Genomic DNA, 25,235 nt, shown 5'->3' with positions numbered 1-25,235 from the left:
AACCACACACTGCACTTGCGAGGACACTATGGCCCGTTTCGGAACGCAAAAACTCTACATTGATGGCGCTTACGTCGACGCTGGCAGCGATGCCACTTTCGAAGCCATCAACCCGGCTACCGGCGAAGTCCTCGCCCACGTGCAACGTGCTACCGAGGCTGACGTCGAGAAAGCCGTCGAAAGCGCCGAGCGTGGCCAGAAAGTCTGGGCGGCGATGACTGCCATGCAGCGTTCGCGCATCCTGCGCCGCGCCGTCGACATCCTGCGCGAGCGCAACGACGAGCTGGCCATGCTGGAAACCCTGGACACTGGCAAGTCGTACTCGGAAACCCGTTACGTCGACATCGTCACCGGCGCCGACGTACTGGAGTACTACGCTGGCCTGGTACCGGCCATCGAGGGTGAACAGATCCCACTGCGCGAATCGTCCTTCGTCTACACCCGCCGCGAGCCGCTGGGCGTGACCGTGGGTATCGGTGCCTGGAACTACCCGATCCAGATCGCCCTGTGGAAGTCCGCCCCGGCCCTGGCCGCTGGCAACGCGATGATCTTCAAGCCATCGGAGGTCACCTCGCTGACCACCCTGAAACTGGCCGAGATCTACACCGAAGCCGGCCTGCCGAATGGCGTGTTCAACGTCCTGACCGGCAGCGGCCGCGAAGTCGGCACCTGGCTGACCGAGCACCCACGCATCGAAAAGGTTTCGTTCACCGGCGGCACCACCACCGGCAAGAAGGTCATGGCCAGCGCCTCGAGCTCGTCGCTCAAGGAAGTCACCATGGAACTGGGCGGCAAGTCGCCACTGATCATCTGCGCCGACGCCGACCTGGACAAGGCCGCCGACATCGCCATGATGGCCAACTTCTACAGCTCGGGCCAGGTCTGCACCAACGGCACCCGCGTGTTCATCCCGGCTGACATGAAGGCTGCCTTCGAAGCCAAGATCGCCGAGCGCGTTGCCCGCATCCGCGTTGGCAACCCGGAAGACGAGAACACCAACTTCGGTCCACTGGTCAGCTTCCAGCACATGGAAAGCGTGCTGGGCTACATCGCCAAGGGCAAGGAAGAAGGTGCCCGCGTGCTGTGCGGTGGCGAGCGCCTGACCGCCGGTGACTTCGCCAATGGTGCCTTCGTTGCGCCGACCGTGTTCACCGACTGCACCGACGACATGACCATCGTCAAGGAAGAGATCTTCGGCCCGGTGATGAGCATCCTCACCTACGAAACCGAGGAAGAAGTGATCCGCCGTGCCAACGACACCGACTACGGCCTGGCTGCCGGTGTCTGCACCAACGATATCACCCGGGCCCACCGGATCATCCACAAGCTCGAAGCCGGCATCTGCTGGATCAACGCCTGGGGTGAGTCGCCGGCCGAAATGCCGGTAGGTGGCTACAAGCAGTCGGGCGTCGGCCGCGAAAACGGCGTCAGCTCGCTGGCTCAATACACTCGCATCAAGTCGGTCCAGGTCGAGCTGGGCGGCTACAACTCGGTTTTCTAAAACCGGTCTAGCCACGCCCGTGCTGCCTTGCACGGGCGTTTCCGCTCCCTGATCACCGCCAACACGAGGGTACTTTCATGTCCCAAGAATTCGATTACATCATCGTCGGTGCCGGTTCGGCCGGTAACACCCTGGCTACCCGCCTGACCGAAGACGCCGGCGTCACCGTACTGCTGCTGGAGGCCGGTGGCCCCGACTACCGCTTCGACTTCCGTACCCAGATGCCAGCCGCTCTGGCCTTCCCGCTGCAGGGCCGCCGCTACAACTGGGCCTACGAGACCGACCCAGAGCCGCACATGGACGGCCGTCGCATGGAATGTGGCCGCGGCAAGGGCCTGGGTGGCTCGTCGCTGATCAACGGCATGTGCTACATCCGCGGCAACGCCATGGACTTCGACGGCTGGGCAGAACTGCCAGGCCTGGAAGACTGGACCTACCTCGACTGCCTGCCGTACTTCCGTAAAGCCGAAACCCGTGACATCGGCCCTAACGACTACCATGGCGGCGAAGGCCCGGTCAGCGTTGCCACGCCGAAGGCTGGCAACAACCCGCTGTTCCACGCCATGGTCGAGGCCGGCGTTCAAGCCGGTTACCCGCGTACCGAAGACCTCAACGGCTACCAGCAGGAAGGTTTCGGCCCGATGGACCGCTCGGTGACCAAGAACGGTCGCCGCTCCAGCACCGCCCGCGGCTACCTGGACCAGGCCAAGAAGCGCCCGAACCTGACCATCGTCACCCATGCCCTGAGCGACCGCGTGCTGTTCGACGGCAAGCGCGCCGTCGGCGTGACCTACCTGGTCGGCGACAGCGAAGAGCGCGTCGAAGCCCGTGCACGCAAGGAAGTGATCGTCAGCTCCGGCGCCATCGCTTCGCCACAGCTGCTGCAGCGCTCCGGCGTGGGCCCGCGCGCCCTGCTGGAAAGCCTCGACATCCCGGTTGTGCACGACCTGCCGGGCGTGGGTGAAAACCTTCAGGACCACCTGGAACTGTACCTGCAGTACGCCTGCACCCAGCCGGTATCGCTGTACCCATCCCTGCTGTGGTGGAACCAGCCGGCCATCGGTGCGGAGTGGTTGTTCAACGGCACCGGCATCGGGGCCAGCAACCAGTTCGAGGCTGGCGGCTTCATCCGTACCCGCCCTGAATTCAAGTGGCCGAACATTCAGTATCACTTCCTGCCGGTGGCCATTAACTACAACGGCTCCAACGGCGTGAAGGAACATGGCTTCCAGGCGCACATGGGTTCCATGCGCTCGCCTGCCCGTGGGCGTATCCAGGCCAAGTCGAAAGACCCGCGCCAGCACCCGAGCATCCTGTTCAACTACATGTCCACCGAGCAGGACTGGCAGGAATTCCGTGACGGCATCCGCCTGACCCGCGAAATCATGGCCCAGCCGGCGCTGGACCCGTACCGTGGCCGCGAAATCAGCCCGGGCGCCGACGTGCAAACCGACGAGCAGCTGGACAAGTTCATCCGCGAGCACGCCGAAACTGCCTTCCACCCGTCCTGCTCGTGCAAGATGGGCACCGACGACATGGCAGTGGTCGACGGCGAAGGCCGCGTGCACGGCATGAAGGGCCTGCGTGTGGTCGATGCCTCGATCATGCCGCTGATCATCACCGGTAACCTCAATGCCACCACGATCATGATTGCCGAAAAGATTTCGGACAAGATCCGTGGTCGCAAGCCACTGCCGCGCAGCACTGCCAAGTACTACGTGGCGGGCGATGCGCCAGTGAAAGGCAAGCCGATGCGTGAAGTGAAGCAGGGCTGAGGCCTTGATCAGGGGCCGCTCAGCGGCCCCTTTCACGTGTGCTCAGGCAGGCAGCGCAAAGAATGTGCGCATCAACGAATCATCCTCCTTGCCCAGCCGCATCGCCAGCGCCTGGCGATCGAACAGCTTGCCTGTGCGCATGTCATGCACGGCCGTCCCGCCGGGCGCCTGCGCCAGTGCCTTCAGGCACACCTCGGTAAAGCGATAATCATGCCCTTGAACCGCCGTCACCTTCTGCACTTGCAGGTAGCGCCCGGGCATCATCAAAGACTCAGCCTCATCAGGTCGCCTTGAAAAGGGCCCGATGGGCGTCGCCTGCATGTCCTCGCCCGGCTCCAGCACATAAACCAGCGCGTTCTCATCAAAGGCACTCCGGCCACTGACCTGAGCCTGAGGGTCGTTGAAAACCTCCCAGAGGGCATAGGGGTTTTCCGTGAATGACGTGAAGTCGGTGGTCACCAGCACGTCCCCCACTTCGATGGCACCCTCACCCAATGCCTGAAAACCCGTCCCCCGCAAGCCGGAGGCAGCCCGGTACAGCCTCACTTGATTAGTCACACCGATTTGCCCAAGTGCGTGGGCAAGCGCATGGCTGCGCTGGATATGCGCGGCGCGCGTGCCCTCTAGCGGCATACCCCGCCACAGGTTGTTGTAACGCTCCGGCGAGCTGGTGTACTCGGCAATGGCGGGCGAGCCAAAGCCGTGCTCATCGCGATAGACGGGGTAGGGTTCACTGAAGGCATCCAGGTACTCGCCATTGGGCCCCAAGGCATCGAGATCAGCCCACGGTACCGCACCCAACAGAGCTTCCTGGCGGGCCAGCGCCTGATCCGACACAGCCAGCAATTCATCCGCCGCCGGGGCCATGTAAAGCCCCCAGTCGACCTTGGCGGCAGAGGCTTGCGCCTGACCCGCCACCCGCGGTGGGACGTGGCCATCGGTAAACAGCTCGCTGGCTCGCAGCATGGCTATATCAAGCAGGATGAACAGGATATCCGTCAGTACTGACCACCATGCGGCTGTGCGCCAGCCCTGCTTGCCATTGATTGCCCGGTCCAGATGCAGCACCAGGCTGGCGGTGCCCAGACCGAGCGATGCCAATATCACCGGCCAGCCAAACGGCGCCATCGGTGCTATCACGAAGCTCGCAGCCTGCACGCCCGCCAGCCAATCGGCCTTTCGCAGCTGGGCGTTGGTGGTCAGCCGTTCGTGAGCGTCGCTGGTCAGATCATCCATCACCGCATCGCGTAGACGAACGAACAGGTCCCCTTCAATGGGCTGCCCCAAGATGGCGGTGTCACCTCGCGATTGTGCGAGCAACTTGAAGTAATTGCGTAGTCGCGGGCGTAGCGCCTGCGCCAGTACCCCGTCCCCGACGAACAGCCTGACCAGCCGCTCTCGCCCCACCGTCGTGGCGGCCTGGTCAGCCATCCACTCCTGAAACGCATGGCGATCGTCGAACACCTGCACCACAGCCTGAACATCGGCAAGATAGAGGCACAACCTGCCAGTCTTCAGCTTGCGCAAGAACATCAGCTTGGCGCTGATACCGCCGATGACAAGAGCGTTCCACCCCGATTGAGCACTCGCTTCCCGGGCCAGTCGCAAAGCGCGTACGGTAGTCGGCAGTGCGGGTGCAGCGAGCGTCACCGCCATTAGCTCGTGGCGCTCAGGTTCGCTCAACCCAGCTTGGCCCACGGCAGCGATGAAGCGGGCGCGGGCCAGCACACAGTAGTCTTCGCCATGCCGTGCCCGAAACGTGCCCAGCACCTCGGTATAGCGCCCCGCAAAGTCCAAGCGCCAGAACGCCTTCAGTACATGCTGTGGGTCGAGGCGCACTTCATTGCGCTGGTCATACACTGCGTGGCTGGCATCTACCCGGTAGAAGCCACCGTAGATACTCAACTCGTCAGCACTGGCCTGCTGCTGCGGGCTGTATCGCTGGATGACCAGTTCGGTAAGGGTCAGGGACCGCCGTGGTGGCCCGCTGTGGCGCCAGCCGGTGAAGCTCAACGAACTGCTGGTCGCCGACTGGAACTCGTGCCAATAAAGCCCGTCCGGATCCAGCCAGTACCCCAGTTGGCGGCGAAGCACATGGCCCGCTGCCTGGCGTGCCAATCCATGCAAGTCGGGAAACTGCCCCAGCAGGCGCTGGGCCACCTGGGCGAGGGAAAGCGTTTCATGATCGTTCATCGTACCGGGCTGCCTGAAAGTGGGCGCATCACTACAACGGCAAGCCGCGGCAGCGATGCGGTATCGCTTTACAGCCCGCATCGGCCTCAGGTTAGAATCGATTGGCACGCGACCTGCTAGCAACATGCTATCGAGTCCTTTTTCCCCCGCGCTGTCCCGGAGTACCTGCCTTTGGATGCAAGCACCATCAACAGCCTGTTCTTGATCGGCGCATTGCTGGTGGGCGCAAGTATCCTGGTCAGTTCGCTGTCGTCGCGGCTGGGCATCCCTATTCTGGTCATCATCCTCGCCGTCGGCATGGTCGCCGGTGTCGATGGTGGCGGCATCATCTTCAACAACTACCCGACCGCCTACCTGGTGGGCAACCTGGCATTGGCCGTGATCCTGCTCGACGGTGGCCTGCGCACGCGAGTGGCAAGCTTCCGCGTGGCGTTGTGGCCGGCGCTGTCGCTGGCCACGGTCGGGGTGATGATCACCACTGCCCTCACCGGCCTGGTTGCCGCCTGGCTGTTCAACCTGAGCCTGATCCAGGGCCTGCTGATCGGTGCCATCGTTGGCTCCACCGATGCCGCTGCGGTGTTCTCGCTGCTGGGCGGCAAAGGCCTGAACGAGCGGGTTACCGCCACCCTGGAGATCGAGTCGGGCAGCAACGACCCGATGGCCGTGTTCCTCACAGTCACCCTGATCGACATGATCGCCAGCGGCCAGACCGGCCTGCACTGGAGCCTGCTGGGTCACTTGCTGCGCGAATTCGGCATCGGCGGGCTGATCGGCCTGGGTGGCGGCTGGCTGATGCTACAACTGGTCAACCGCATCAACCTGGCCGGTGGCCTGTATCCGATTCTGGTGGTGGCCGGCGGCCTGGTGGTGTTCTCGCTGACCAACGCCCTGCACGGCAGTGGCTTCCTCGCCGTGTACCTGTGCGGCCTGGTGCTCGGCAACAAGCCTATCCGCAGCCGCCACGGCATCCTGCACATGCTCGACGGCATGGCCTGGCTGGCGCAGATCGGCATGTTCCTGGTGCTCGGGCTGCTGGTCACACCGCACGATTTGCTGCCCATCGCCCTGCCTGCGCTGGGCCTGGCGCTGTGGATGATTCTGGTGGCGCGGCCGCTGTCGGTGGTTGCCGCCCTCCTGCCGTTCAAGGCCTTCCACGGTCGCGAGAAAGGCTTCATTTCCTGGGTCGGGCTGCGTGGCGCGGTACCGATCATTCTGGCAGTGTTCCCGCTGATGGCCGGCCTGCCAGACGCCCAGCTGTTCTTCAACCTGGCGTTCTTCATCGTGCTGGTGTCACTGCTGGTGCAAGGCACCAGCCTGCCGTGGATGGCCAAGCTGCTGAAAGTGACCGTACCGCCAGACCCGGCGCCAATTTCCCGCTCTGCCCTGGAGGTGCATATCACCAGCGAGTGGGAAATGTTCGTCTACCGCCTGGGCGCCGAAAAGTGGTGCATCGGCGCCGCCCTGCGCGAGCTGAAAATGCCCGAAGGCACGCGGATTGCCGCCCTGTTCCGTGGCGAGCAACTGCTTCACCCGTCTGGCAGCACCGTGCTGGAAGTGGGCGACATGCTCTGCGTGATCGGCCACGAGCACAACCTGCCGGCCCTCGGCAAGTTATTCAGCCAGGCGCCACAACGTGGCCTGGACCTGCGTTTCTTCGGCGACTTCGTGCTCGAAGGCGATGCCGAACTGGGTGCTGTGGCAGCGTTGTATGGCCTGAAACTGGATGGTCTGGACGCGAAAATGCCGCTGGCACAGTTCATCCGACAGAAGGTCGGAGGCGCTCCAGTAGTAGGTGACCAGGTCGACTGGCATGGCACGATCTGGACCGTGGCGACCATGGACGGGAACAAGATCCAGAAAGTAGGCGTCAGATTCCCCGAAGGAACGCGACCCGGACCAGGATTGTTCCTCTAAACTTCGTTTCTGCCGGATCCACAAGTAGTCTGCCTATGTCCCTGCGCGTGTACCTTCGCACAGCCCTGCTCGGGCTGTGTCTGTCCCTTCCTTTTGCCGCCAACGCGGCAGAAGCCCCGAGCACCGCCAGCATCCAGAACAGCCTCGACAAGATCGCCGAGCGCAAGCTGCCCGAAGCTGACCAGAAGGCCTTGCAGCAAGTGCTCGAACAAACGTTGAGCCTGCTGGCCAGCAAGGAAGACAACGAGAAGAAGCTTGCCGCGCTGAAGCAGCAACTGGCCGGCGCCCCCAAGGAAACCAGCGACAGCCAGAAAGAACTCACCAGGCTCAAGGAAAGCAAGGCGCAGCCCGTGCCGCAGCGCTACGCCAACCTCAGCGTGCCGCAGCTGGAACAGATGCTCAGCGAGCGCAACACCCAGCAGGGTGAGCTACAGAAAGCGCTGTCCGAAGCCAACAGCCTGATCATCAACTCGCAAACCCGCCCCGAGCGCGCCCAGGCCGAGATCAGCAGCAGCCAGACCCGCACCCAGCAGATCAACAACATCCTCAAGACCGGCAAGGACGGCGGTAAATCGATCAACGCCGACCAGCGCAACCAGCTGAACGCCGAACTGGCCTCGCTCAACGCGCTTACCCTGCTGCGCCGCCAGGAGCTGGCCGGCAACAGCCTGCTGCAAGACCTGGGCAATGCCCGTCACGACCTGCTGATCGAGCGTGCCGCGCGCCTGGAGCAGGAAATCCAGGACCTGCAGACGCTGATCAACGACAAACGCCTGGCCCAGTCGCAAGAGGCGGTCACCCAGCAATCGATCGAGGCCCAGAAAGCCGGAGGCAGCAGCCTGCTGGCCAGCGAGAGCGCGGCCAACCTCAAGCTCTCCGACTACCTGCTCAAAAGCACCGACCGCCTTAACGAGCTGACCCAACAGAACTTGCGCACCAAGCAGCAACTCGACAGCCTGACCCAGGCCGATCAGGCGCTGGACGAGCAGATCAGCGTCCTCAAGGGCAGCCTGCTGCTGTCGAAGATCCTCTACAAACAGAAGCAGGCGTTGCCGCACCTCAAGCTCGACCGTGACCTGGCCGATCAGATCGCCGATATCCGCCTGTATCAGTTCGAGATCAACCAGCAACGCGAACAGATGAGCAGCCCGGTCACCTACGTCGACAAACTGCTGGCCAGCCAGCCGCAGGCAGACGTCACCCCAGCCTTGCGCAAAGCCCTGCTGGAGGTGGCGATCACCCGCAGCGATCTGCTCGAGCGCCTGAACCGCGAACTGTCGGCACTGCTCAACGAGTCGATCACCCTGCAACTCAACCAGAAGCAACTGCTTGGCACCGCACAGGGTTTGCGCACCACCCTCGACGAGCAGATGTTCTGGATACCAAGCAACAAGCCGCTGGACTGGGACTGGTTGACCTATGTTCCAGAGCGCTTGGCCAAACAGGTTGCCGACCTGCCATGGGGCTCCGGCCTGAAAGAGCTGGCCGACGGCCTGAGCCAGCGTCCTTTGCTGTTTCTGCCCCTGCTGCTGGTTATCGGCGCGCTGCTGTGGCGCCGCAAATACCTGTATGAGCGGCTAAGCAAGGTACATCAGGATATCGGCCACTTCCGCCGTGACAGCCAGTGGCACACGCCGCAGGCGATCCTCATCAACATCCTGCTGGCCATGCCAGTCAGCCTGGGCCTGGCCTTGTGCAGCTACGCGTTGCAGATCGACGCGCGCGGGCAGAACGCCAACCTGGGCGCCGCGCTCTGGCAACTGGCCCAAGCCTGGCTGGTGTTCTATACCGCCTACCGCATCCTCGCCCCCGGCGGTGTCGCAGAAATCCATTTCCGCTGGCACAAGCCGCAAGTCGAGTTCCTGCGCGGCTGGGTGCGTCGCCTGGGCACCGTGGTGCTGGCATTGGTCGGTGTGGTGGCGGTTGCCGAGCACCAGCCTTCAGCACTGGCCGATGACGTGCTGGGGATCGGCGTGGTGCTGACCTGTTACGCGTTGATGGCCTGGCTGCTCAGCCGCCTGCTGCTGAGCAGCCCGGCGCACCGCGACACCTCGCTGTTCCGCAAGGCGGTAGGCGTGGCCTTCACCGCATTGCCAATCGCCTTGTTCGTGGCGGTGTGCTTCGGCTATTACTACACCGCACTGAAACTCACCGACCGGCTGATCTACACCCTGTATCTGCTGCTGTTCTGGCTGGTAATCGAAGCTGCGTTCGTGCGCGGCCTGTCGGTAGCGGCGCGGCGGCTGGCCTACCAGCGCGCGCTGAGCAAGCGGGCGGCGGCCAAGGAAGGGCTGGACGGCGAGGTCATCACCGAAGAGCCGACCCTGGACATCGAACAGGTCAACCAGCAGTCGCTGCGCCTGATCCGCCTGGCCCTGCTCGGCGGTTTCATTGCCGGCCTGTACTGGGTGTGGTCCGACCTGATATCGGTGTTCGCCTACCTCAACAATTTCGTCCTCTACGAATACACCAGCGGCACCGGCGCCGCCGCCAGCATGGTGCCGATCAGCCTTGGCGACCTGCTGGGCGCGCTGGTGATCGTCGGCATCACCTTCGCCCTCGCCGGCAACTTGCCGGGCCTGCTGGAAGTGCTGGTGCTGTCGCGCCTGAACCTGGCCCAGGGCAGCGCGTACGCCACCACCACGCTGCTTTCGTACACCATCGTCGGCATCGGCATCGTCAGCACCCTGTCGACCCTCGGGGTGAGCTGGGACAAGCTGCAATGGCTGGTGGCCGCACTGTCGGTGGGCCTGGGCTTCGGCATGCAGGAGATCTTCGCCAACTTCATCTCCGGCATCATGATCCTGTTCGAGCGCCCGGTGCGCATCGGCGACACCATCACCATCGGCAACCTGTCGGGCACGGTAAGCAAGATCCGCATCCGCGCCACCACCATCACCGACTTCGACCGCAAGGACATCATCGTCCCCAACAAGACCTTCATCACCGGCCAGCTGATCAACTGGTCGCTGACCGACACGGTCACGCGGGTGACGCTGAAGCTGGGCATCGACTACGGCTCCGACCTTGACCTGGTGCGTGACCTGCTGCTCAAAGGCGCGCATGAAAACCCACGGGTGCTCAAGGACCCGGAGCCAATCGTGTACTTCCTCAACTTCGGCGAAAGCTCGCTGGACCATGAGCTGCGCATGCATGTACGCGACCTGGGCGACCGCAACCCGACGCTGGACGAGCTCAACCGCTACATCAGCCGTGAATTCAAGGCGCATGACATCAAGATCTCGGTGCGCCAGGTCGAGGTGTTCTTGATAGACCCCAAAGGCGGCAAGCAGCAGTTGATTCCCGTGGAGCAGCCGAAGCCCGATGGCACTGCTTCGGCCTGAGTGGGTTCGAATACTTTATTCTGTGCAGAACCCCTGCGAGGGCTTCGCCCTCGTTCGCGTCGGGACGCCGAACCGCCGCGAAGGGCCACCAAGCGGCCCCAGCCAATCAATCTCAGGAGCCGGCTCGTGAAAACCCTCGACCAACTCACCTTCGACAACCGCTTCGCCCGCCTGGGCGATGTGTTCTCCACCCAGGTGCTGCCCGAACCCATCGCAGACCCGCGCCTGGTGGTAGCGAGCGAATCGGCCATGGCCCTGCTTGACCTCGACCCGGCCCAGGCCGAGCAGCCGGTATTCGCCGAGCTTTTCAGCGGCCACAAGCTGTGGGAAGAAGCCGACCCACGGGCAATGGTGTATTCCGGCCACCAGTTCGGCTCGTACAACCCACGGCTGGGTGATGGCCGCGGCCTGCTACTGGCCGAAGTGCTGAACGACGCTGGCGAACACTGGGACCTGCACCTCAAAGGCGCCGGCCAGACCCCGTACTCGCGCATGGGCGACGGCCGCGCCGTGCTCCGCTCGTCGATCCGTGAATTCCTCGCGTCCGAAACCCTGCATGCCCTGGGCATCCCTACCAGCCGGGCACTGTGCGTCATCGGCTCAAGCACTCCGGTGTGGCGCGAAACCCGCGAGAGCGCCGCCATGCTCACGCGCCTGGCGCAGAGCCACGTGCGCTTCGGCCATTTCGAGTATTTCTACTACACCAAGCAGCCAGAACAGCAACGTGTTCTGATCGACCACGTGCTACAGCAGCACTACCCCGAATGCCGCGATGCCGAACAACCCTACCTGGCCATGTTCCGCACCATCGTCGAGCGCAATGCCGAGCTGATCGCCCGCTGGCAAGCTTATGGCTTCTGCCACGGAGTGATGAACACTGACAACATGTCGATCCTCGGCATCACTTTCGATTTCGGTCCGTACGCCTTCCTCGACGACTTCGACGCCAACTTCATCTGCAACCACTCCGACGACCGTGGCCGTTACAGCTACGCCAACCAGGTGCCCATCGCCCACTGGAACCTCAGCGCGCTGGCCCAGGCACTGACCACGGTGATCGAGGTTGAGCCGCTCAAGGAGGCGCTGGGGCTGTTCCTGCCGCTGTACCAGGCCCACTACCTGGACCTGATGCGCCGGCGTCTGGGCCTGACCACTGCCGAGGATGACGACATGGCGCTGGTCGAGCGCCTGCTGCAGTGCATGCAGCGTGGTGGCGTGGACTACAGCCTGTTCTTCCGCAAGCTGGGTGAGCAGCCGGTGACCGAGGCCCTGAAGGTGGTGCGCGACGACTTCATCGACCTGGCCGGGTTCGATGCCTGGGGCGCGGATTACCTGGCCCGCTGTGAGCGCGAACCCGGCAATGCCGAAGGCCGCCGTGAACGGATGCAGGCGGTGAACCCGCTGTATGTGCTGCGCAACTACCTGGCGCAGAAAGCCATCGAAGCGGCCGAGGCAGGGGATTACAGTGAAGTACGCCGATTGCATCAGGTACTGACCAGCCCCTTCGAGGAACAGCCCGGCATGCAGGCCTACGCCGAGCGACCGCCGGAGTGGGGCAAGCACTTGGAAATCAGTTGCTCTTCCTGAGTAACGCCGCGTCTACAAGAAATTTAGGGGGTACGCGTGACCGGGTTGGGGCGACCAAGCGTACGCCTTGAGGGGGGTGCGCCTGTGAGACCGAGCGCCGCCCGCGCGGCGCTCGATCTCATAAGCGAAGAAAATCCCCCGCCAACCGCCCGGGGCTATTCAACCGTTCTCTTCGAGCAACGAATGCAACTCGACGAACTGCTGGGTCAGCTTGTGCTTGGGCTCCAGGTGAATCAGCGGCAGGCTGGCGTGGTGCGATTCGCGCATTTTCACCGAGCTGCCCAAGTACACCGGTAGCACCGGGAGCCCTTCTGCCAGCAGTTCGTCGAGCATCTGCTGCGGCAGGCTGGCACGTGACTGGAACTGGTTGACCACGATGCCCTCGACCAGCAGGTCTTCGTTATGGTCTTCCTTGAGGTCTTCGATCTCGGCCAGCAGGCCATACAGGGCCTGGCGCGAGAAGCTGTCGCAGTCGAAAGGAATCAGCACGCGATCGGCAGCAATCAGCGCCGAAACCGCATAGAAGTTGAGCGCTGGCGGGGTATCAATGTAAATCCGCTCGTAATCCTCATCCAGCTCATCGAGCAACTTACGCAGCTTGTTGATCTTATGCTTGGCCTCGAGCTTGGGTTGCAGGTCGGCCAGCTCTGGGGTGGCGGTAACCACGTGCAGGTTGTCGAACGGGGTTTCGTAGATGTCGACCTTGTTCTTCTTGCTGAATGGCCCGCTGGACAGGCTTTGCTTGAAGAAGTCAGCAATGCCCATGGGGATGTCTTCACCCGTGAGTCCGGTGAGGTACTGGGTTGAGTTGGCCTGGGCATCCAGGTCGATCAACAGGGTCCGATAGCCTTCATTGGCACTGACCGCCGCCAGGTTGCAGGCGATGCTCGACTTGCCTACGCCACCTTTCTGATTGAACACCACGCGCCGCATGATTGACCTCCGTGTTTCAACGAATGCCCGAGTATGTGGCGCTGCCGCAGCAATGGCCAGTGCCATTTGCCGGGTATGGATGGACCTGCTCCTCAGCCATAGGCCTGGCCGATGACCAGCTCGGCAAACGCCTTGGCCATGGCCGAGCCGCCACGCTCGCGTTGCACCAACCATACCGCTGACATCGCCCCCTCATCGAGCAGGGTGCGATACACCACTCCTTCAATGCGCATGCGCTGGAACGAGGCCGGGAGCACCGATACCCCGAGCCCCGCCGATACCAGGCCGATAATGGTCATCGCCTCCCCTGCCTCCTGGGCAAAATGCGGGCTGAAGCCCGCCTGCCGCGCCAGGCTCAGCAACTGCGCATGCAACCCGCTGCCGTAACTGCGCGGGAAGAACACGAACGGCTCATGGGCCAGCGCCGCCATATGCACCCCCTCCTCCGTGCCTTCAGCCAGTGGATGCGAAGCGTTGATTACCGCCACCAGTGGCTCACGGAACAGTTCGGTGGCCAGCAGCCCCTCAGGCAACGGCATCGGCCGCATCAGGCCCACTTCGATGGTTTCGTCAAACACCCCCTCGGCGACATCCCGGCTGCTCATTTCCTGGAGGTTCAGATGCACCGCCGGAAAGCGCTGGCGGAAGGCGTGGATGGCCTTGGGTATCTTCGAGGTGAAAGGTGCCGAAGAAGTAAAACCAATCTTCATTTCGCCCAGCTCGCCCAGCTGTGCACGCCGAGCGACATCCGCGGCCTTCTCGACCTGCGCCAGCACCTGGCGTGCCTCTTCAAGGAACAGCCTGCCCGCCTCGCTCAGTTCGACCCGACGATTGGTACGCTCGAACAGACGTGCGCCCAGTTCCTGCTCCAGCGCCTGGATCTGCTGGCTCAGGGGTGGCTGCGAAATGCCCAGCTGCTGGGCGGCGCGGCCAAAGTGCAATTCTTCGGCAACAGCGATGAAATAACGCAGATGGCGCAGTTCCATGATCGGCTCCAAACAAGTCGCAGTACGTCTTAAATAGGTCGAACAATATATTGGATCTAATCATTAGCTAGCTATATGCTTTTTTCATTGCGCCAGAGGTACCCACCGTGAAAACTGCTGTAGCCCCCCTTCCTGTCGAGCCAGAGCCTGCTCCCCTGAACGAAATGTGGATCGAAAAAGGCACCCCCGCCTTCATGAAGACCGTGCTGGCCCTGTTCAGCGGCGGTTTTGCCACCTTCGCCCTGCTGTATTGCGTGCAGCCGATGATGCCGCTGCTGTCGAAGGAGTTTTCCATCAACGCGGCGCAGAGCAGCCTGGTGTTGTCGGTAGCAACTGCCATGCTGGCGTTCGGCCTGTTGATAACCGGGCCCGTCTCTGACCGCATCGGGCGCAAGCCGGTGATGGTGTTCGCCCTGGTCTGCGCCGCACTGTCCACACTGGCCAGCGCAGTGATGCCGAGCTGGGAGCTGGTGCTGGCCACACGTGCGCTGGTGGGCCTGTCGCTGAGCGGCCTGGCGGCAGTGGCAATGACCTATTTGAGCGAGGAAATCCACCCACAGCACATCGGCCTGGCCATGGGCCTGTACATTGGTGGCAACGCGATTGGCGGCATGAGCGGGCGGCTGATAACCGGCGTATTGATCGACTTCGTGAGCTGGCATACCGCGATGCTGACCATTGGCGGCCTCGCCCTGGTGGCTGCGCTGGTGTTCTGGAAGGTGCTGCCGGAATCACGTAACTTCCGCCCACAGACGATGAACCCGCGCAACCTGCTGAATGGTTTTGTCATGCACTTCAAGGATGCCGGCCTGCCTTGGCTTTTCCTGGAAGCCTTCCTGCTGATGGGCGCTTTCGTCACCCTGTTCAACTACATCGGCTACCGCCTGCTGGCCGAGCCCTACCACATGAACCAGGCGCTCGTCGGTTTGCTGTCGGTAGTGTACCTGTCCGGTATCTACAGCTCGGCGCAAGTCGGTGCCCTGGCGGACAAGCTGGGCCGGCGCAAGGTGTTCTGGGCCAGTATCGTGGTGATGGCGGGTGGCTTGCTGATGACCCTGGCCAGCCCGCTGGCGATCGTGATCGTGGGCATGCTGGTGTTCACCTTTGGCTTCTTTGGCGCGCACTCGGTGGCCAGCAGCTGGATCGGCCGCCGGGCGCTGAAAGCCAAAGGGCAGGCATCGTCGCTGTACCTGTTCAGCTATTACGCAGGGTCCAGCGTGGCCGGTACGGCGGGCGGGGTGTTCTGGCACCAGTGGGGCTGGAACGGCACAGGGCTGTTCATTGGCAGCTTGCTGGCCGTGGCGTTGCTGGTGGCGTTGCACTTGAGCAAGTTACCACCCAAATCGATGTGAGGCGTTCGCGGGCATGCCCGCGAACGGGCCCTTGGATCAGTTGATGATCTCAACCATATCCACATCGACCTCCCGGCTCATCAGATGTTTCTCCACCTCACCGGTCAGCTTGACCTTGGTCTTTTCGTTGAACGGAGTCGGCGGCAAGTCTTCATCATCAATTTCTACGCTGAGGGTGCCGGTGTTGTCCTTGAATTCGTACTTGTCGTCGTTGTTGATCTTCTTGGTCACGAAGCCCTGCAGCACCACCGGGGTGTCATCAGCGGCATCGTTGGCCGCGGCAACGGTGGTAACCGGCTGGGCACCGGGGCCGGTGTAGCCCGCAGCCAAGGCGGCAGTGCTGAACAGCGGGGCAAGGATCAGGGCGAGGTAGCGAGCTTTCATGGTGGCAGGTCCTGTTTCGTTTTCGATGGGAACAGCCTACCCAAGCTGGCTGAAGCGAATCTTAATTGGCTCAGGCTCCGTCCAGCTCCAGTACCAGCTGCGCTTGTAACTGTTCGCCGGTCACCTGCAACTGCAAACTGCGGAACTGCACGCCATCACCTTCCAGCGCGTGCAGCCAAACCAGCAGTTTCGCAGGTTCGCCCTCCAGGCTGACGTCCACCTGAGCGACACGCGTCTGCAGCCCGGTGATTCGCAGTCCAGCAGCCAGCGCTCGCGCGTTCAGCCCGGCGGGCGTCAGTGCCTGCACAGCTTCCAGGGCCATGGCCGGGCCTGCCGCAACCCTCTGCAGGTGCCCGGCCAGCTCCAGGGCTCGCGCATGGTCACGCTCGGCCTGCTGCAAGCGCTGCTTGCCGGGGCTCCAGGCAACTTGCCAGAGAACGACCAAGGCCAGGCTCCAGAGAGTGGCCACTATCACTCCCCGCCGCGCGCCGGGTATCGATTGCCATTGGCGCAGCCAGGCCTGCCCAAACCACCGCATCATAGAGCACCCTGCCACGTCAGGGTCGCCCGCACGCCTTGCCCGGCCTGGCGCGCCTGGTCCATCAGCACCGCAGGCGCCCGCTGACGCAAGCGCTCAAGGTCAGCGAACCCCTGCGCTACCACTTCCATGCGCCACCCTTCGGTGGGGCTGGACACAGCCCGTTCAACGGTGATGTTCCCGGCTTCAACCAACCGCTCGCTGAATGCTGCCAGTTCCTCGACAGTGGTCATTGCCCGGGGGCGGAACTCCAGCGCCCTGACCTGCGCAACCAGGTCGCCAGTGACAGGCTGCCCTGGCGCCCAGCGCTGAAATGCCTGAACGTTCTCGGCATCCAGCTGTGTCGTGCGGTGCGTCAACCACGCGATACGCAGATGATCCGCCAGGCACACCATTGCCAATGCCAGCAGCACCCCTCCCGCCAAGGCGGACCAAGGCAAGGCCGATCCGCGTCGCCGGAATGCCCCCTGGCGCAGGTCCAGGGCCGTGGCTCGCCCTTGCACCAGGGTGTGGACGGCGCTATCGACTGTTTGGTTGCAGAGCGCCTCCCCTGCATGAGCAGGTTCGGCCTGCCATGCCATCGGCGGCAACTGCTGCGCCAGGACCTCGGCGGCCTGCGGACTGGCGACCAGGCATAGACCATTCGTACCCCCCAGCAGCCAGCGGCCCTCGAACCACAATGCGCAGGGCTGCCCGGCCCCCAGCAGGTCGGCATCGGCGTAGATGCCAAGCGGGTCGATACCCTGGGCTTGCAGCAGGGCCATCAGGTTGGCCATGACCTGAAGCTCTATCACCAACGCGCGGCGATGCCCTTGCGCACAGGGCGGACCAAACACCAAATGCAACGTTTCCAGCGGCGCTGCCAACTGATCCTCGGCGGCGTACGCCAATGTTTCCGGTTTCGGCCGTTTACCCGGTACAGAGCCGATCTCACAGCTGCCCAGCATTTCCATGGGCACCACCACGATCACTGGGCCGGACAGGGTCGAGGCAAGCTCACCCAGGCGCGCCGTGCTCAGGTTGCCGTCCGCCGTACGCAACCACACCGGCCACTGCCCATCAGCGGCCGCAATGCCTTCGGGCAACAGGTACAACCAGTTCTCACTCATCTGCACTTCGCTCCCGCCTTGCCGAAAACACACGCCGCACCACACGAACCTGATGCGTGTTCAAATCGATCTCCAGATCGCTGTACAAGTACATGCGCCGGCCTGCCAGCTCCGCCTGTACCTCCAGGCGAAACCAGCGGCTGCTCACTGCCAGCCCACGCCTGTCCAGGCCCTGGCCCTCCAGCTGGGGCTGGGCAAGAAAGCGCTCCACGGTGGGGTATCCCGCTTCGGGGCGCGCCCTTGCCAGCTCCGCGGCCACCGTCGGTGACAGCTCGGCGAACGCCGCCAGCAAGCGCGGCGGGGCCGTATTGATGTTGAGCCGCGCCTCCTTGGGCAGTACCACCACCCACGGTCGCAACCGCGTCATCACCTCGGCGGTGACCCCAGGCAATGCGCGCAACTGGGTTGGGTCGAGCATTGGCTGGCCAACGAGCCCGTCCAATGCCGGTGGCTCCAGCTGCAATGAATGGCACAGACGTTCCCAGCGCTCGAGCAGCAACGGGTCGGGCGCCTTTCCGGTAATCAGGGCTCCCAGGTTCAGCCGACCCGAAAGGTCTTCCAACTGCAGGGTTACCTGCCCTTGATCGAGGTTCAACGCCCGGGGCCGGGCCCAGGCTTGCCGATCATGGGTGACCTGCAAGACCTCGCTCAGCTCGCGGCGCAGGCTCACCAGACCCTGCTGCTCGCCTGCATGGGCCAGGCGCAATAAACGCGTACCCTCGATCTGCCGGGTAACCCCGCCAACCAATAGTTGATGGCTGTGCAACATGCCGGCTACCAGCATCGTGAGCAGCGCCATGACCAGCAGCACGGTAACCAACGCGAGCCCCCTTTGCCGTTGCCCCCTCACTGGCTGGCGCCCCCCAGTGGCAGTACCCGCCGAACCTGCTCAAAGCGCTTGGTCGACAGCGTTACCTCCAGCGCCTGTGGGGGCACCGGCCGCCGCTGGGCCATGGGCCAGCTCGCCTGCCAGCCGCTTCCGGGCACATGTACACGCCAATGCAGCTCGCGTACACCTTCGAGCAAGCGCTGCGGCCGAGGCTGGTCTTGCCCCTGCGTGCGCCGTTGACGCCACAGCACGCCTTCCTCGAGCCAATACTCGACAACCCTCAACTCGCTGCGTTTAAGCGCCTGGTTGTCTTGCTCCCTGGCCAACCAATGCGCCCGTGCGCCGTGCAGCAGTACACCGTAACCGCCCTTGCCGAGACTCGCAGGCTGGTAACCCAGCAGGGCATCGCGTTGCATCAGGCTCATGGCCCTGGCCAACGCTCGCAGCTCATTGGCCTGCATCTGCCGTGCGCTTTCGGCACGCATGAACACATCGAGCACGCGCGCGCTGCCCACCGCCAGCGAGGCAAAGATGGCGATCGCCAGCAGCAGCTCGATCAAGGTGAAGCCCCGCTGCCCGGGCAACCTGCCTGGCCTAGCGTGGCGCATCGAACAGCCCCAACCACCCCGTGGCCTGGTGCAGTACTTGGCGGTCCGAAGCAAGGCCTACCCGTACGTGTACTTCCAGCAGGGCACTCTCACCCAGACGGCGGCGGGTTTCCTCCAAGGTCCAGCGACGCTGGCCGAACATGACATCCAGGGTGCGCTCGCCAGGACCCGGTGCAGGTTGCAGGCGCATCTCCATCAAGTGGTTGTCAGCGACCCAGCTGGCGAGCAAGCGTTTCTCAAGCCCCTGCGATTGCACCAGCACATGCTGGCTGGCCGAGGTAACCGCCACGGCCAGTACCGCGAAGATCACCAACGCCACCAACACTTCCAACAAGGTGAAGCCGCGTTCAGCGCAGGAAACTGGGGTCATTGATGCCATCGCTCGACACAGAAACAAGGCGTACATCGTTCACCCCGAAATGAAGGGCAAACGGCGTGTGCTCGTCGTTGCCGTACATCACCAGTTGCGGTGCCCTCCCAGGCACACCGGGAGGCACCGGAACCCCATCGATCTCCACGTGCAGGTCCAGGTCGATATCTCGATGCTTGCCCGCAATCTCCCAGCTGTGCCCAGCGGCTCTAAGCAGTTGATAGCCCCGGGCATCAATGCGAATACCCACCGCCAATCCTTCCAGCACCGCCTGTTGCCGCGCGTGCTGCACCAACTGGAAGAAAAGGCTGGCTTCCTGGTTGGCCATACGTTGCGGGTCGCGCCCGAACATGAACCCTGCCATGCTCATCACGATGCCCAGCAGCAGCATGACCAGCAGCAGCTCCAGCAGCGTAAAGCCTTGAGAACAGCGCTGTTTCATTCGGGCCAGTTACCGATATCGGCATCCATCTCCTCACCACCCGGCTGACCATCGGCCCCCAGGGAGTAAAGGTCATAGCCTTGGGCCGAACGGGTGCCCGGGCTTGCGAACTGGTAAGGCGAGCCCCAGGGGTCGATGGGTGTACTCTTGAGATAGCCTTGGGCACTCCATTGACGCGGCAGGGGCGCTACAGTTGGTCGCGTCACCAAGGCTTCCAGGCCTTGCGAGGTGGTCGGGTAGCGGCCGTTATCCAGGCGGTAGATTTCCAACGCGGTGGAGATCGACTGGATATCGGTACGGGCTGCGGTCAGCTTGGCATGGTCAGGACGGCTCATCACGTTGGGCAGCACCAGCGCGCCAAGCACCCCCAGGATGATGACCACCACCATGATTTCGATGAGGGTGAAGCCGCGTTGCGCGCGGCGTGCTGAACGTATGGACATATCAGTTGACCAGTTGGTTGAGGTTGAGAATCGGCAGCAAGATGGCAAGCACGATGAACAGCACGATGCCGCCCATCACCAGCAACATCAGTGGCTCGCACAGGCTCACCAGCAACGAGATGCGCCCCGCCAGTTGCCTGGCCTGAAGGTCTGCGGCACGTTCAAGCATGGTGTCCAGCTCACCGGCGCGTTCGCCACTGGCGATCATGTGCAGCATCAGTGGCGGTAAGGTGTCGCTGCGTGCCAGGCAATTGGCCAGCGAGCTGCCCTCGCCTAGTTCGCGAGCGGCCTGCAACAAACGCTCGCGCAGGATCAGGTTGCCGATCACCGCTGCGCCGATGTTCATTGCCTCGACCAGGGCTACCCCGCTGCGCCCCAGGATGGCCAAGGTACCGATGAAGCGTGCCGCTTCACTGGCGCGGACAAACTCGCCATAGCCCGGCAGGCGCAGTGAAAAGCCATGCCATTGCCTGCGCAGTGCCGGTTGGCGAAGTGCCCAGGCAACCAGCGCAGCAGCTACCACCAACAGCGCCAGCGCTGCCAAGCCGTAATGTTGGGTGGCATCGCTCAGGGCGATCAGCACTTGCGTTGCCAGCGGCAGCTGCGCCTGGTCGCGCGAAAAGGCCTGCACCACATCGGGCACCACATAACCGAGCAGAAACCCCACCACCAGTAACGAAACAACCAGCAGGATCACCGGGTAAACCATGGCCAGTTGTACTTTCTGGCGCAGGGCCTGCTGGTTCTCGCCATGCTCGGCCAAGCGCTCGAGTACGCCCGCCAGGTGGCCGGAGCGTTCGGCGGCGGCCACGGTCGCCCGGTAAACCATGGGGAACGCCTGAGGGTAGTGCGCCAGGGCCTGGGCCAGCGCGAGGCCTTCGGCAACCCGCTCAACCACGCCCCCCAGCACCAGCCTTACCTGGCGCTGGGTGCTCTGGCCGGCAACTGCCTGCAAGGCCTCGGTCAACGGCACCCCGGCATGCAGCAGCGTCGCCAGCTGGCGGGTGAGCAACGAGCGTTGGGCCAGGCTCATGCCTTTACCTGTGCGCCAGGCGGCCATTGGCGATGCCCCTACCGGGGCCAGCTTCAGCACCAGCAAGCCTTGCTCGCGCAAGGTTTGCCGGGCCTGGCGTGCCCCCGGTGCTTCCAGCGTTCCTCGCTGGCGCGCCCCCTGCGCATCCTGGGCCTGGTAGCGGAACACCGGCATGTCAGCCCTGCCCCGTCACACGCAGCAGCTCTGCCACGCTGGTCTGCCCCAGGCAGACTCGCTGGACGCCATGCTGGAACAGGCTCAGTGTGGCCCCGCGGATCACTGCGGACATGTCAGCCAGGGACGCCCGGGCGTGGATCGCCTGGGCCAAGGCAGGCGTCACCACCACCATCTCGTGCAAGGCCAGGCGCCCGCTGTAACCCTGCAGGCATTCGCTACAGCCCTGCGCTTCGTAGAGCTGCGACGGCAACCCGGCGGGGTGGCCCAAAGCGCTGGCGGTGGCCTCGTCCACCTCATAGACGACCTTGCAGTGGTCGCAAAGCCGCCGCACCAGCCGCTGGGCCATCACCCCGGCCAGCGATGAGGCTAGCAAACACGTATCGATGCCCATGTCGGAAAGGCGCGTGATGGCCCCCAGCGCACTGTTCGTATGCAGGGTGGACAGCACCAGGTGGCCGGTCAGCGAGGCCTGCACCGCGATGTCTGCAGTCTCCCGGTCACGGATTTCGCCCACCATGACCACGTCCGGGTCCTGGCGCAGGATGGCGCGCAGGCCACGGGCGAAGGTCATGTCGACCTTGGTGTTCACCTGGGTCTGGCCGATGCCGGGCAGGTGATATTCGATCGGGTCCTCGACGGTGAGGATATTGCGGGATACCTGGTTTAGGTATGACAGCGCGGTGTACAGCGTCGTGGTCTTGCCGGACCCGGTGGGCCCGGTGACCAGAAAAATGCCGTGCGGTTTTTCCAGCATGTGCATGAAGCCAGCTCGCACCGAGCTGTGCATCTGCATGTGGTCGATGTCCAGGCGTACTGCCTGCTTGTCCAGCAAGCGCAGCACCACCCGCTCACCATGGGCGGCAGGCAAGGTCGACACCCGCACATCCACTTCATGGCCAGCAAGACGCAGGCTGATCCGGCCATCCTGGGGCACGCGCTTTTCGGCGATGTCCAGGCGCGCCATGACCTTGATGCGCGAAACCAGCAGGGCAGACAGTTCCCGGGGCGGCGTCAGTACTTCGCGCATGACGCCGTCGATGCGCATGCGCACGCGCAGCTGCTGCTCGAAGGTTTCCAGGTGGATATCCGAGGCCCGCGATCTCACCGCCTCGCTGAACAAGGCGTTGAGCAGGCGAATGATCGGCGCGTCGTCTTGTTGCTCAAGCAGGTCGCAGGTCTGCGGCAAGGCTTCGGCCAACCGCGACAGGTCGATTTCCTGGTCGAGGCCCTGAACCACCGCCTGCGCGGCATCCTGGCCTGGGCCGTAGCATTGGGCCAGGCGCTCGGCAAAGTGGGCGTCGCTCACGCGACGCAGAGGCCAGGTACTGCCCACTAGCCTGCAGGCCTCGGCCATGGCGGCCAGTGAAGCGCCTTCACGCATCAGCAAAGCAGGCTTGGCTGCCTGGCGGTCGAGCAGGATGCCGTGACGTCGGGCAAAGCTGAACGGCAGGGCGATGCTCATGGGCGCGGCCGGAGCGCGTCGGGCAGACGCCGCGTATCGAACATCCGCCGGGCATCTTCCGGCAAGGTCGAATCATCCGCATGGCGCAACCCTTCGTAGGCACGCCCCCCCGCCTCGACCCGGTCGGCCTGGCTGCGCAAGATGGTCGGGCGCAGGAACACCATAAGGTTGGTTTTTTCCTGGGTGTCGCTGCGCCACCGGAACAAGCCACCCACCCAAGGAATACGGCTGAGCAGAGGCACGCCGCGCTCTACCTGGCGCACGCTGTCCTTGATCAGGCCACCAATCACGATGATCTCGCCATCGGAGGCCAGGATGGTGCTCTTGAGCGTGCGCTTGTTGGTGATCAGGTCATTCTCGGCCGCGCTGGGCGCAATTTCCGAGCTTTCCTGCTCGACCTCGAGGCGCAGGCTGTTGCCTTCGTTGATGTGCGGGCGCACCTTCAGGCTGATACCGATGTCCTTGCGCTCAACCGTGGTGAAGGGGTTTTCCGAACCACTGCCGGGGGTCACGTAAGAGCCTGTCTTGAACGGCACGTTCTGCCCAACCAGGATCTGCGCCTCCTGGTTATCCAGCGTCAGCAGGCTAGGCGTGGACAACAGATTGCTGCGGCTGTTGCTGGCCAAAGCCGATACCAAGGCGGCAAAACGATCAGAGCCGATGGCCAGGGCGGCGCCCCCCGGCAGTTTGGCCTCTTTGCCCAGCAGGTCGGCCAATGTCGCGCCGCTTTCGCTGTAGGTTATGCCACCTTTGAGGCCACCCTTGTCCATGCCCCATTGCACGCCCAGCGCCTCCTCGATGCTGCCGCTGACTTCAACGATTGCCGCATGAATAAGCACCTGCGCCCGCGGCTGGTCCAGTTGCAGGATGATCTGTTCCACACTGGCCAACGTCTGCGGCTCGCCCAGCAGCACCAGCGCGTTCTGGCTGGCATCGGCCGTGACGATGGCTTCGCCGGCGATGCCGACGCCCGGAGTGTTTGTGCCCGGCGTGCCATCCAGGCGTTTGCCCACCTCGCCCAGCACTTCGGCAAGCTGCTCGGCGTTGCTGTGTTGCAGGCGCACCACCCGCCAGTTCTGTGAGGTAGCTGGTGCTGGTACATCCAGCGTGCGTGTCAGTTGCGCCAAACGTTGCCTGGACTTGGCCGGGCCAAGGATCAGCAGGCGGTTACCGCCCGCATCGACCAGCACCCGCACGCCGCTGTCGGGCCCTCCGGCGGCTGCTTCAATCACTGGGAACACCACATCGGCGCGGGCTTGGCGCAAGCTCACCAGCTCATGGTCATGCCGCTGGCCGCTGTCGAGTTGCAAAACCAGGTGCTCCAGGCGGTCAAGGTTGGCTGCGGACTCGGTCACCACCAAGGCATTTGCCGAACTGGACGGCCCAATGTAGCCACTGCTGGAAACCAATGGCCGTAACAACCCGGCCAGGTCGGCAGCCACACTGCCCGACAGGTTGAAAACCCGCGTCGTGAACGCTGCCGGTATCGCCTCCACCTGCTGGTTGGCCCAAGCCTTGGCCTCACTGGCCGGCAGCACCAGCAAACGGTCACCGTCGCTCACGGCGGCAAAGCCCTGGGCATTGAGCACCGAGTAGAACAGCCGACGGATCCCTTCGCGGTCCAGTGCTTCGTTGGAAAGGACTGTGATACGGCCCTGCACGCGCGGGTCGAGGATGATCGTCTGGTCGAGGATCGCGCCCACTTCGCGTACCACCTCGCGTACATCGGCATCGCTCATCGCCAGCTGCCAGGTGGGCGCCTCAGCCAGCGCCAGGGAACAGTTCAGGGTAAGACAGGCGCCGAACGAGGCGGCGCGCAGATATCGCTTGAGAGTCATTGCACCTCCCGCAACAGGCGGGATGAAGGGTCGGGAGTGTGGTGCGGGCGAACGGCCGCACCTGCAGGCAGGAACACGGAGGGAGCGGGCGCGGACATCGACACGACTTCCTCGCGGCCTTCGGACCACAACACGATGGAACGCACATCGATGCGGCGCAGCACGCCGCGGCCCGGTATGCGGTCACCGACGCGGTAGATAGCCTCACCGTCATGGCTTTTCACCAAGGCGCGAGCCTCGCCCTGGCTGGAAACGAAACTGGCCTTGAGGGCGACATCCGCTTGGCCCGACTGCTGCGGGCGCGTTGCCTGGAAGCCGAACGCCAACGCCACGGTGGCCGCCGGCAACGGTTTTGCCGGCAGCTGGGGTGTCTCCACCGGCACTGCCGGAACCGCCGGCGGGGCAGCGACGGGATAA

The 25,235-nt window shown here is 63.6% G+C and carries 21 protein-coding genes; 6 read left to right on the top strand and 15 right to left on the bottom strand.

Features of this window, described 5'->3' with window-relative positions; genetic code table 11:
• Positions 1-28 precede the first annotated feature (28 nt).
• Entirely contained in the window at positions 29-1,501 is a 1,473-nt protein-coding gene (betB, locus tag OO258_RS05160) for a betaine-aldehyde dehydrogenase (protein ID WP_110745137.1), read from the top strand.
• A gap of 77 nt (positions 1,502-1,578) precedes the next feature.
• Positions 1,579-3,276, top strand: a complete 1,698-nt coding sequence (gene betA / locus OO258_RS05155; protein WP_016489606.1) for a choline dehydrogenase — start codon at positions 1,579-1,581, stop codon at positions 3,274-3,276.
• A 42-nt stretch (positions 3,277-3,318) separates the two neighbouring features.
• On the opposite strand, the gene OO258_RS05150 is transcribed toward betA, so the two are convergent.
• Positions 3,319-5,469: a dermonecrotic toxin domain-containing protein gene (locus OO258_RS05150; RefSeq protein ID WP_266029079.1), complete on the bottom strand. Its 2,151-nt coding sequence runs from the start codon at positions 5,467-5,469 to the stop codon at positions 3,319-3,321.
• Between the two features lie 171 nt (positions 5,470-5,640).
• On the opposite strand from OO258_RS05150, the gene OO258_RS05145 reads away from it, so the two are divergent.
• From OO258_RS05145 to selO, 3 genes are all read left to right on the top strand, one after another.
• Positions 5,641-7,383, top strand: a complete 1,743-nt coding sequence (locus tag OO258_RS05145; protein WP_266029078.1) for a potassium/proton antiporter — start codon at positions 5,641-5,643, stop codon at positions 7,381-7,383.
• Positions 7,384-7,418: 35 nt separating this feature from the next.
• Complete coding sequence (gene mscK, locus OO258_RS05140) at positions 7,419-10,727, top strand: mechanosensitive channel MscK (RefSeq protein WP_266029077.1); 3,309 nt, start codon at positions 7,419-7,421, stop codon at positions 10,725-10,727.
• Between the two features lie 126 nt (positions 10,728-10,853).
• Positions 10,854-12,314, top strand: a complete 1,461-nt coding sequence (gene selO / locus OO258_RS05135) for a protein adenylyltransferase SelO (RefSeq protein ID WP_266029076.1) — start codon at positions 10,854-10,856, stop codon at positions 12,312-12,314.
• 159 nt (positions 12,315-12,473) lie between these two features.
• Here the strand turns inward: selO and OO258_RS05130 are convergent, their stop codons facing one another.
• Positions 12,474-13,247, bottom strand: coding sequence for a ParA family protein (locus OO258_RS05130; protein ID WP_110745143.1), 774 nt, complete (start codon positions 13,245-13,247; stop codon positions 12,474-12,476).
• Between the two features lie 92 nt (positions 13,248-13,339).
• Complete coding sequence (locus OO258_RS05125; RefSeq protein ID WP_266029075.1) at positions 13,340-14,233, bottom strand: LysR family transcriptional regulator; 894 nt, start codon at positions 14,231-14,233, stop codon at positions 13,340-13,342.
• 164 nt (positions 14,234-14,397) lie between these two features.
• Between OO258_RS05125 and OO258_RS05120 the strand changes: the two genes are divergently transcribed.
• Positions 14,398-15,585: an MFS transporter gene (locus tag OO258_RS05120; protein WP_266029119.1), complete on the top strand. Its 1,188-nt coding sequence runs from the start codon at positions 14,398-14,400 to the stop codon at positions 15,583-15,585.
• A gap of 36 nt (positions 15,586-15,621) precedes the next feature.
• Here OO258_RS05120 and OO258_RS05115 read toward each other — a convergent pair whose 3' ends face one another.
• From OO258_RS05115 to OO258_RS05060, 12 genes are all read right to left on the bottom strand, one after another.
• Positions 15,622-15,969: a YgiW/YdeI family stress tolerance OB fold protein gene (locus OO258_RS05115; protein WP_110745146.1), complete on the bottom strand. Its 348-nt coding sequence runs from the start codon at positions 15,967-15,969 to the stop codon at positions 15,622-15,624.
• A 70-nt stretch (positions 15,970-16,039) separates the two neighbouring features.
• Positions 16,040-16,507 carry a type II secretion system protein GspM gene (gene gspM, locus OO258_RS05110; protein ID WP_266029118.1) on the bottom strand — a complete coding sequence of 156 codons (468 nt, stop codon included), beginning with the start codon at positions 16,505-16,507 and terminating at the stop codon, positions 16,040-16,042.
• The gene (gene gspL / locus OO258_RS05105) at positions 16,507-17,616 is read right to left on the bottom strand and encodes a type II secretion system protein GspL (RefSeq protein WP_266029074.1); all 1,110 of its coding nucleotides are present in this window, start codon (positions 17,614-17,616) and stop codon (positions 16,507-16,509) included. The genes gspM and gspL overlap by 1 nt, the downstream gene beginning before the upstream one ends.
• Positions 17,609-18,427 carry a general secretion pathway protein GspK gene (locus tag OO258_RS05100; RefSeq protein ID WP_266029117.1) on the bottom strand — a complete coding sequence of 273 codons (819 nt, stop codon included), beginning with the start codon at positions 18,425-18,427 and terminating at the stop codon, positions 17,609-17,611. Before OO258_RS05100 ends, gspL begins: the two co-directional genes overlap by 8 nt.
• Positions 18,428-18,462: 35 nt before the next feature.
• Positions 18,463-19,053, bottom strand: coding sequence for a type II secretion system protein GspJ (locus OO258_RS05095; protein WP_266029073.1), 591 nt, complete (start codon positions 19,051-19,053; stop codon positions 18,463-18,465).
• Positions 19,040-19,423, bottom strand: a complete 384-nt coding sequence (gene gspI, locus OO258_RS05090) for a type II secretion system minor pseudopilin GspI (RefSeq protein ID WP_266029072.1) — start codon at positions 19,421-19,423, stop codon at positions 19,040-19,042. Before gspI ends, OO258_RS05095 begins: the two co-directional genes overlap by 14 nt.
• Positions 19,401-19,865 carry a prepilin-type N-terminal cleavage/methylation domain-containing protein gene (locus OO258_RS05085; protein WP_266029071.1) on the bottom strand — a complete coding sequence of 155 codons (465 nt, stop codon included), beginning with the start codon at positions 19,863-19,865 and terminating at the stop codon, positions 19,401-19,403. The genes gspI and OO258_RS05085 overlap by 23 nt, the downstream gene beginning before the upstream one ends.
• On the bottom strand, positions 19,862-20,308 hold the full coding sequence (gene gspG, locus OO258_RS05080) for a type II secretion system major pseudopilin GspG (RefSeq protein WP_266029070.1): 447 nt from the start codon (positions 20,306-20,308) through the stop codon (positions 19,862-19,864). The genes OO258_RS05085 and gspG overlap by 4 nt, the downstream gene beginning before the upstream one ends.
• 1 nt (position 20,309) lies before the next feature.
• Positions 20,310-21,515, bottom strand: coding sequence for a type II secretion system inner membrane protein GspF (gene gspF, locus OO258_RS05075; RefSeq protein WP_266029069.1), 1,206 nt, complete (start codon positions 21,513-21,515; stop codon positions 20,310-20,312).
• 1 nt (position 21,516) lies between these two features.
• Positions 21,517-22,980, bottom strand: coding sequence for a type II secretion system ATPase GspE (gene gspE / locus OO258_RS05070; protein ID WP_266029068.1), 1,464 nt, complete (start codon positions 22,978-22,980; stop codon positions 21,517-21,519).
• A complete protein-coding gene (gene gspD / locus OO258_RS05065) occupies positions 22,977-24,818 on the bottom strand; it encodes a type II secretion system secretin GspD (protein WP_266029067.1) in 1,842 nt (613 codons plus the stop codon). Before gspD ends, gspE begins: the two co-directional genes overlap by 4 nt.
• Positions 24,815-25,195: a type II secretion system protein N gene (locus OO258_RS05060; RefSeq protein WP_266029066.1), complete on the bottom strand. Its 381-nt coding sequence runs from the start codon at positions 25,193-25,195 to the stop codon at positions 24,815-24,817. Before OO258_RS05060 ends, gspD begins: the two co-directional genes overlap by 4 nt.
• Between the last annotated feature and the right edge of the window lie 40 nt (positions 25,196-25,235).

This window comes from Pseudomonas sp. DCB_BI (assembly GCF_026240995.1).
Taxonomy (GTDB): domain Bacteria; phylum Pseudomonadota; class Gammaproteobacteria; order Pseudomonadales; family Pseudomonadaceae; genus Aquipseudomonas.
Note: the sequence above shows the minus strand (reverse complement) of the source record. Positions and strands in the feature narration are given on the sequence as shown.

Coding starts and splice junctions, on each gene's coding strand:
- betB (WP_110745137.1), top strand. CDS start 29: ATGGCCCGTTTCGGAACGCAAAAACTCTACATTGATGGCGCTTACGTC.
- betA (WP_016489606.1), top strand. CDS start 1,579: ATGTCCCAAGAATTCGATTACATCATCGTCGGTGCCGGTTCGGCCGGT.
- OO258_RS05150 (WP_266029079.1), bottom strand. CDS start 5,469: ATGAACGATCATGAAACGCTTTCCCTCGCCCAGGTGGCCCAGCGCCTG.
- mscK (WP_266029077.1), top strand. CDS start 7,419: ATGTCCCTGCGCGTGTACCTTCGCACAGCCCTGCTCGGGCTGTGTCTG.
- OO258_RS05130 (WP_110745143.1), bottom strand. CDS start 13,247: ATGCGGCGCGTGGTGTTCAATCAGAAAGGTGGCGTAGGCAAGTCGAGC.
- OO258_RS05125 (WP_266029075.1), bottom strand. CDS start 14,233: ATGGAACTGCGCCATCTGCGTTATTTCATCGCTGTTGCCGAAGAATTG.
- OO258_RS05120 (WP_266029119.1), top strand. CDS start 14,398: ATGTGGATCGAAAAAGGCACCCCCGCCTTCATGAAGACCGTGCTGGCC.
- OO258_RS05115 (WP_110745146.1), bottom strand. CDS start 15,969: ATGAAAGCTCGCTACCTCGCCCTGATCCTTGCCCCGCTGTTCAGCACT.
- gspM (WP_266029118.1), bottom strand. CDS start 16,507: ATGCGGTGGTTTGGGCAGGCCTGGCTGCGCCAATGGCAATCGATACCC.
- gspL (WP_266029074.1), bottom strand. CDS start 17,616: ATGAGTGAGAACTGGTTGTACCTGTTGCCCGAAGGCATTGCGGCCGCT.
- OO258_RS05095 (WP_266029073.1), bottom strand. CDS start 19,053: ATGCGCCACGCTAGGCCAGGCAGGTTGCCCGGGCAGCGGGGCTTCACC.
- gspI (WP_266029072.1), bottom strand. CDS start 19,423: ATGACCCCAGTTTCCTGCGCTGAACGCGGCTTCACCTTGTTGGAAGTG.
- OO258_RS05085 (WP_266029071.1), bottom strand. CDS start 19,865: ATGAAACAGCGCTGTTCTCAAGGCTTTACGCTGCTGGAGCTGCTGCTG.
- gspG (WP_266029070.1), bottom strand. CDS start 20,308: ATGTCCATACGTTCAGCACGCCGCGCGCAACGCGGCTTCACCCTCATC.
- gspF (WP_266029069.1), bottom strand. CDS start 21,515: ATGCCGGTGTTCCGCTACCAGGCCCAGGATGCGCAGGGGGCGCGCCAG.
- gspE (WP_266029068.1), bottom strand. CDS start 22,980: ATGAGCATCGCCCTGCCGTTCAGCTTTGCCCGACGTCACGGCATCCTG.
- gspD (WP_266029067.1), bottom strand. CDS start 24,818: ATGACTCTCAAGCGATATCTGCGCGCCGCCTCGTTCGGCGCCTGTCTT.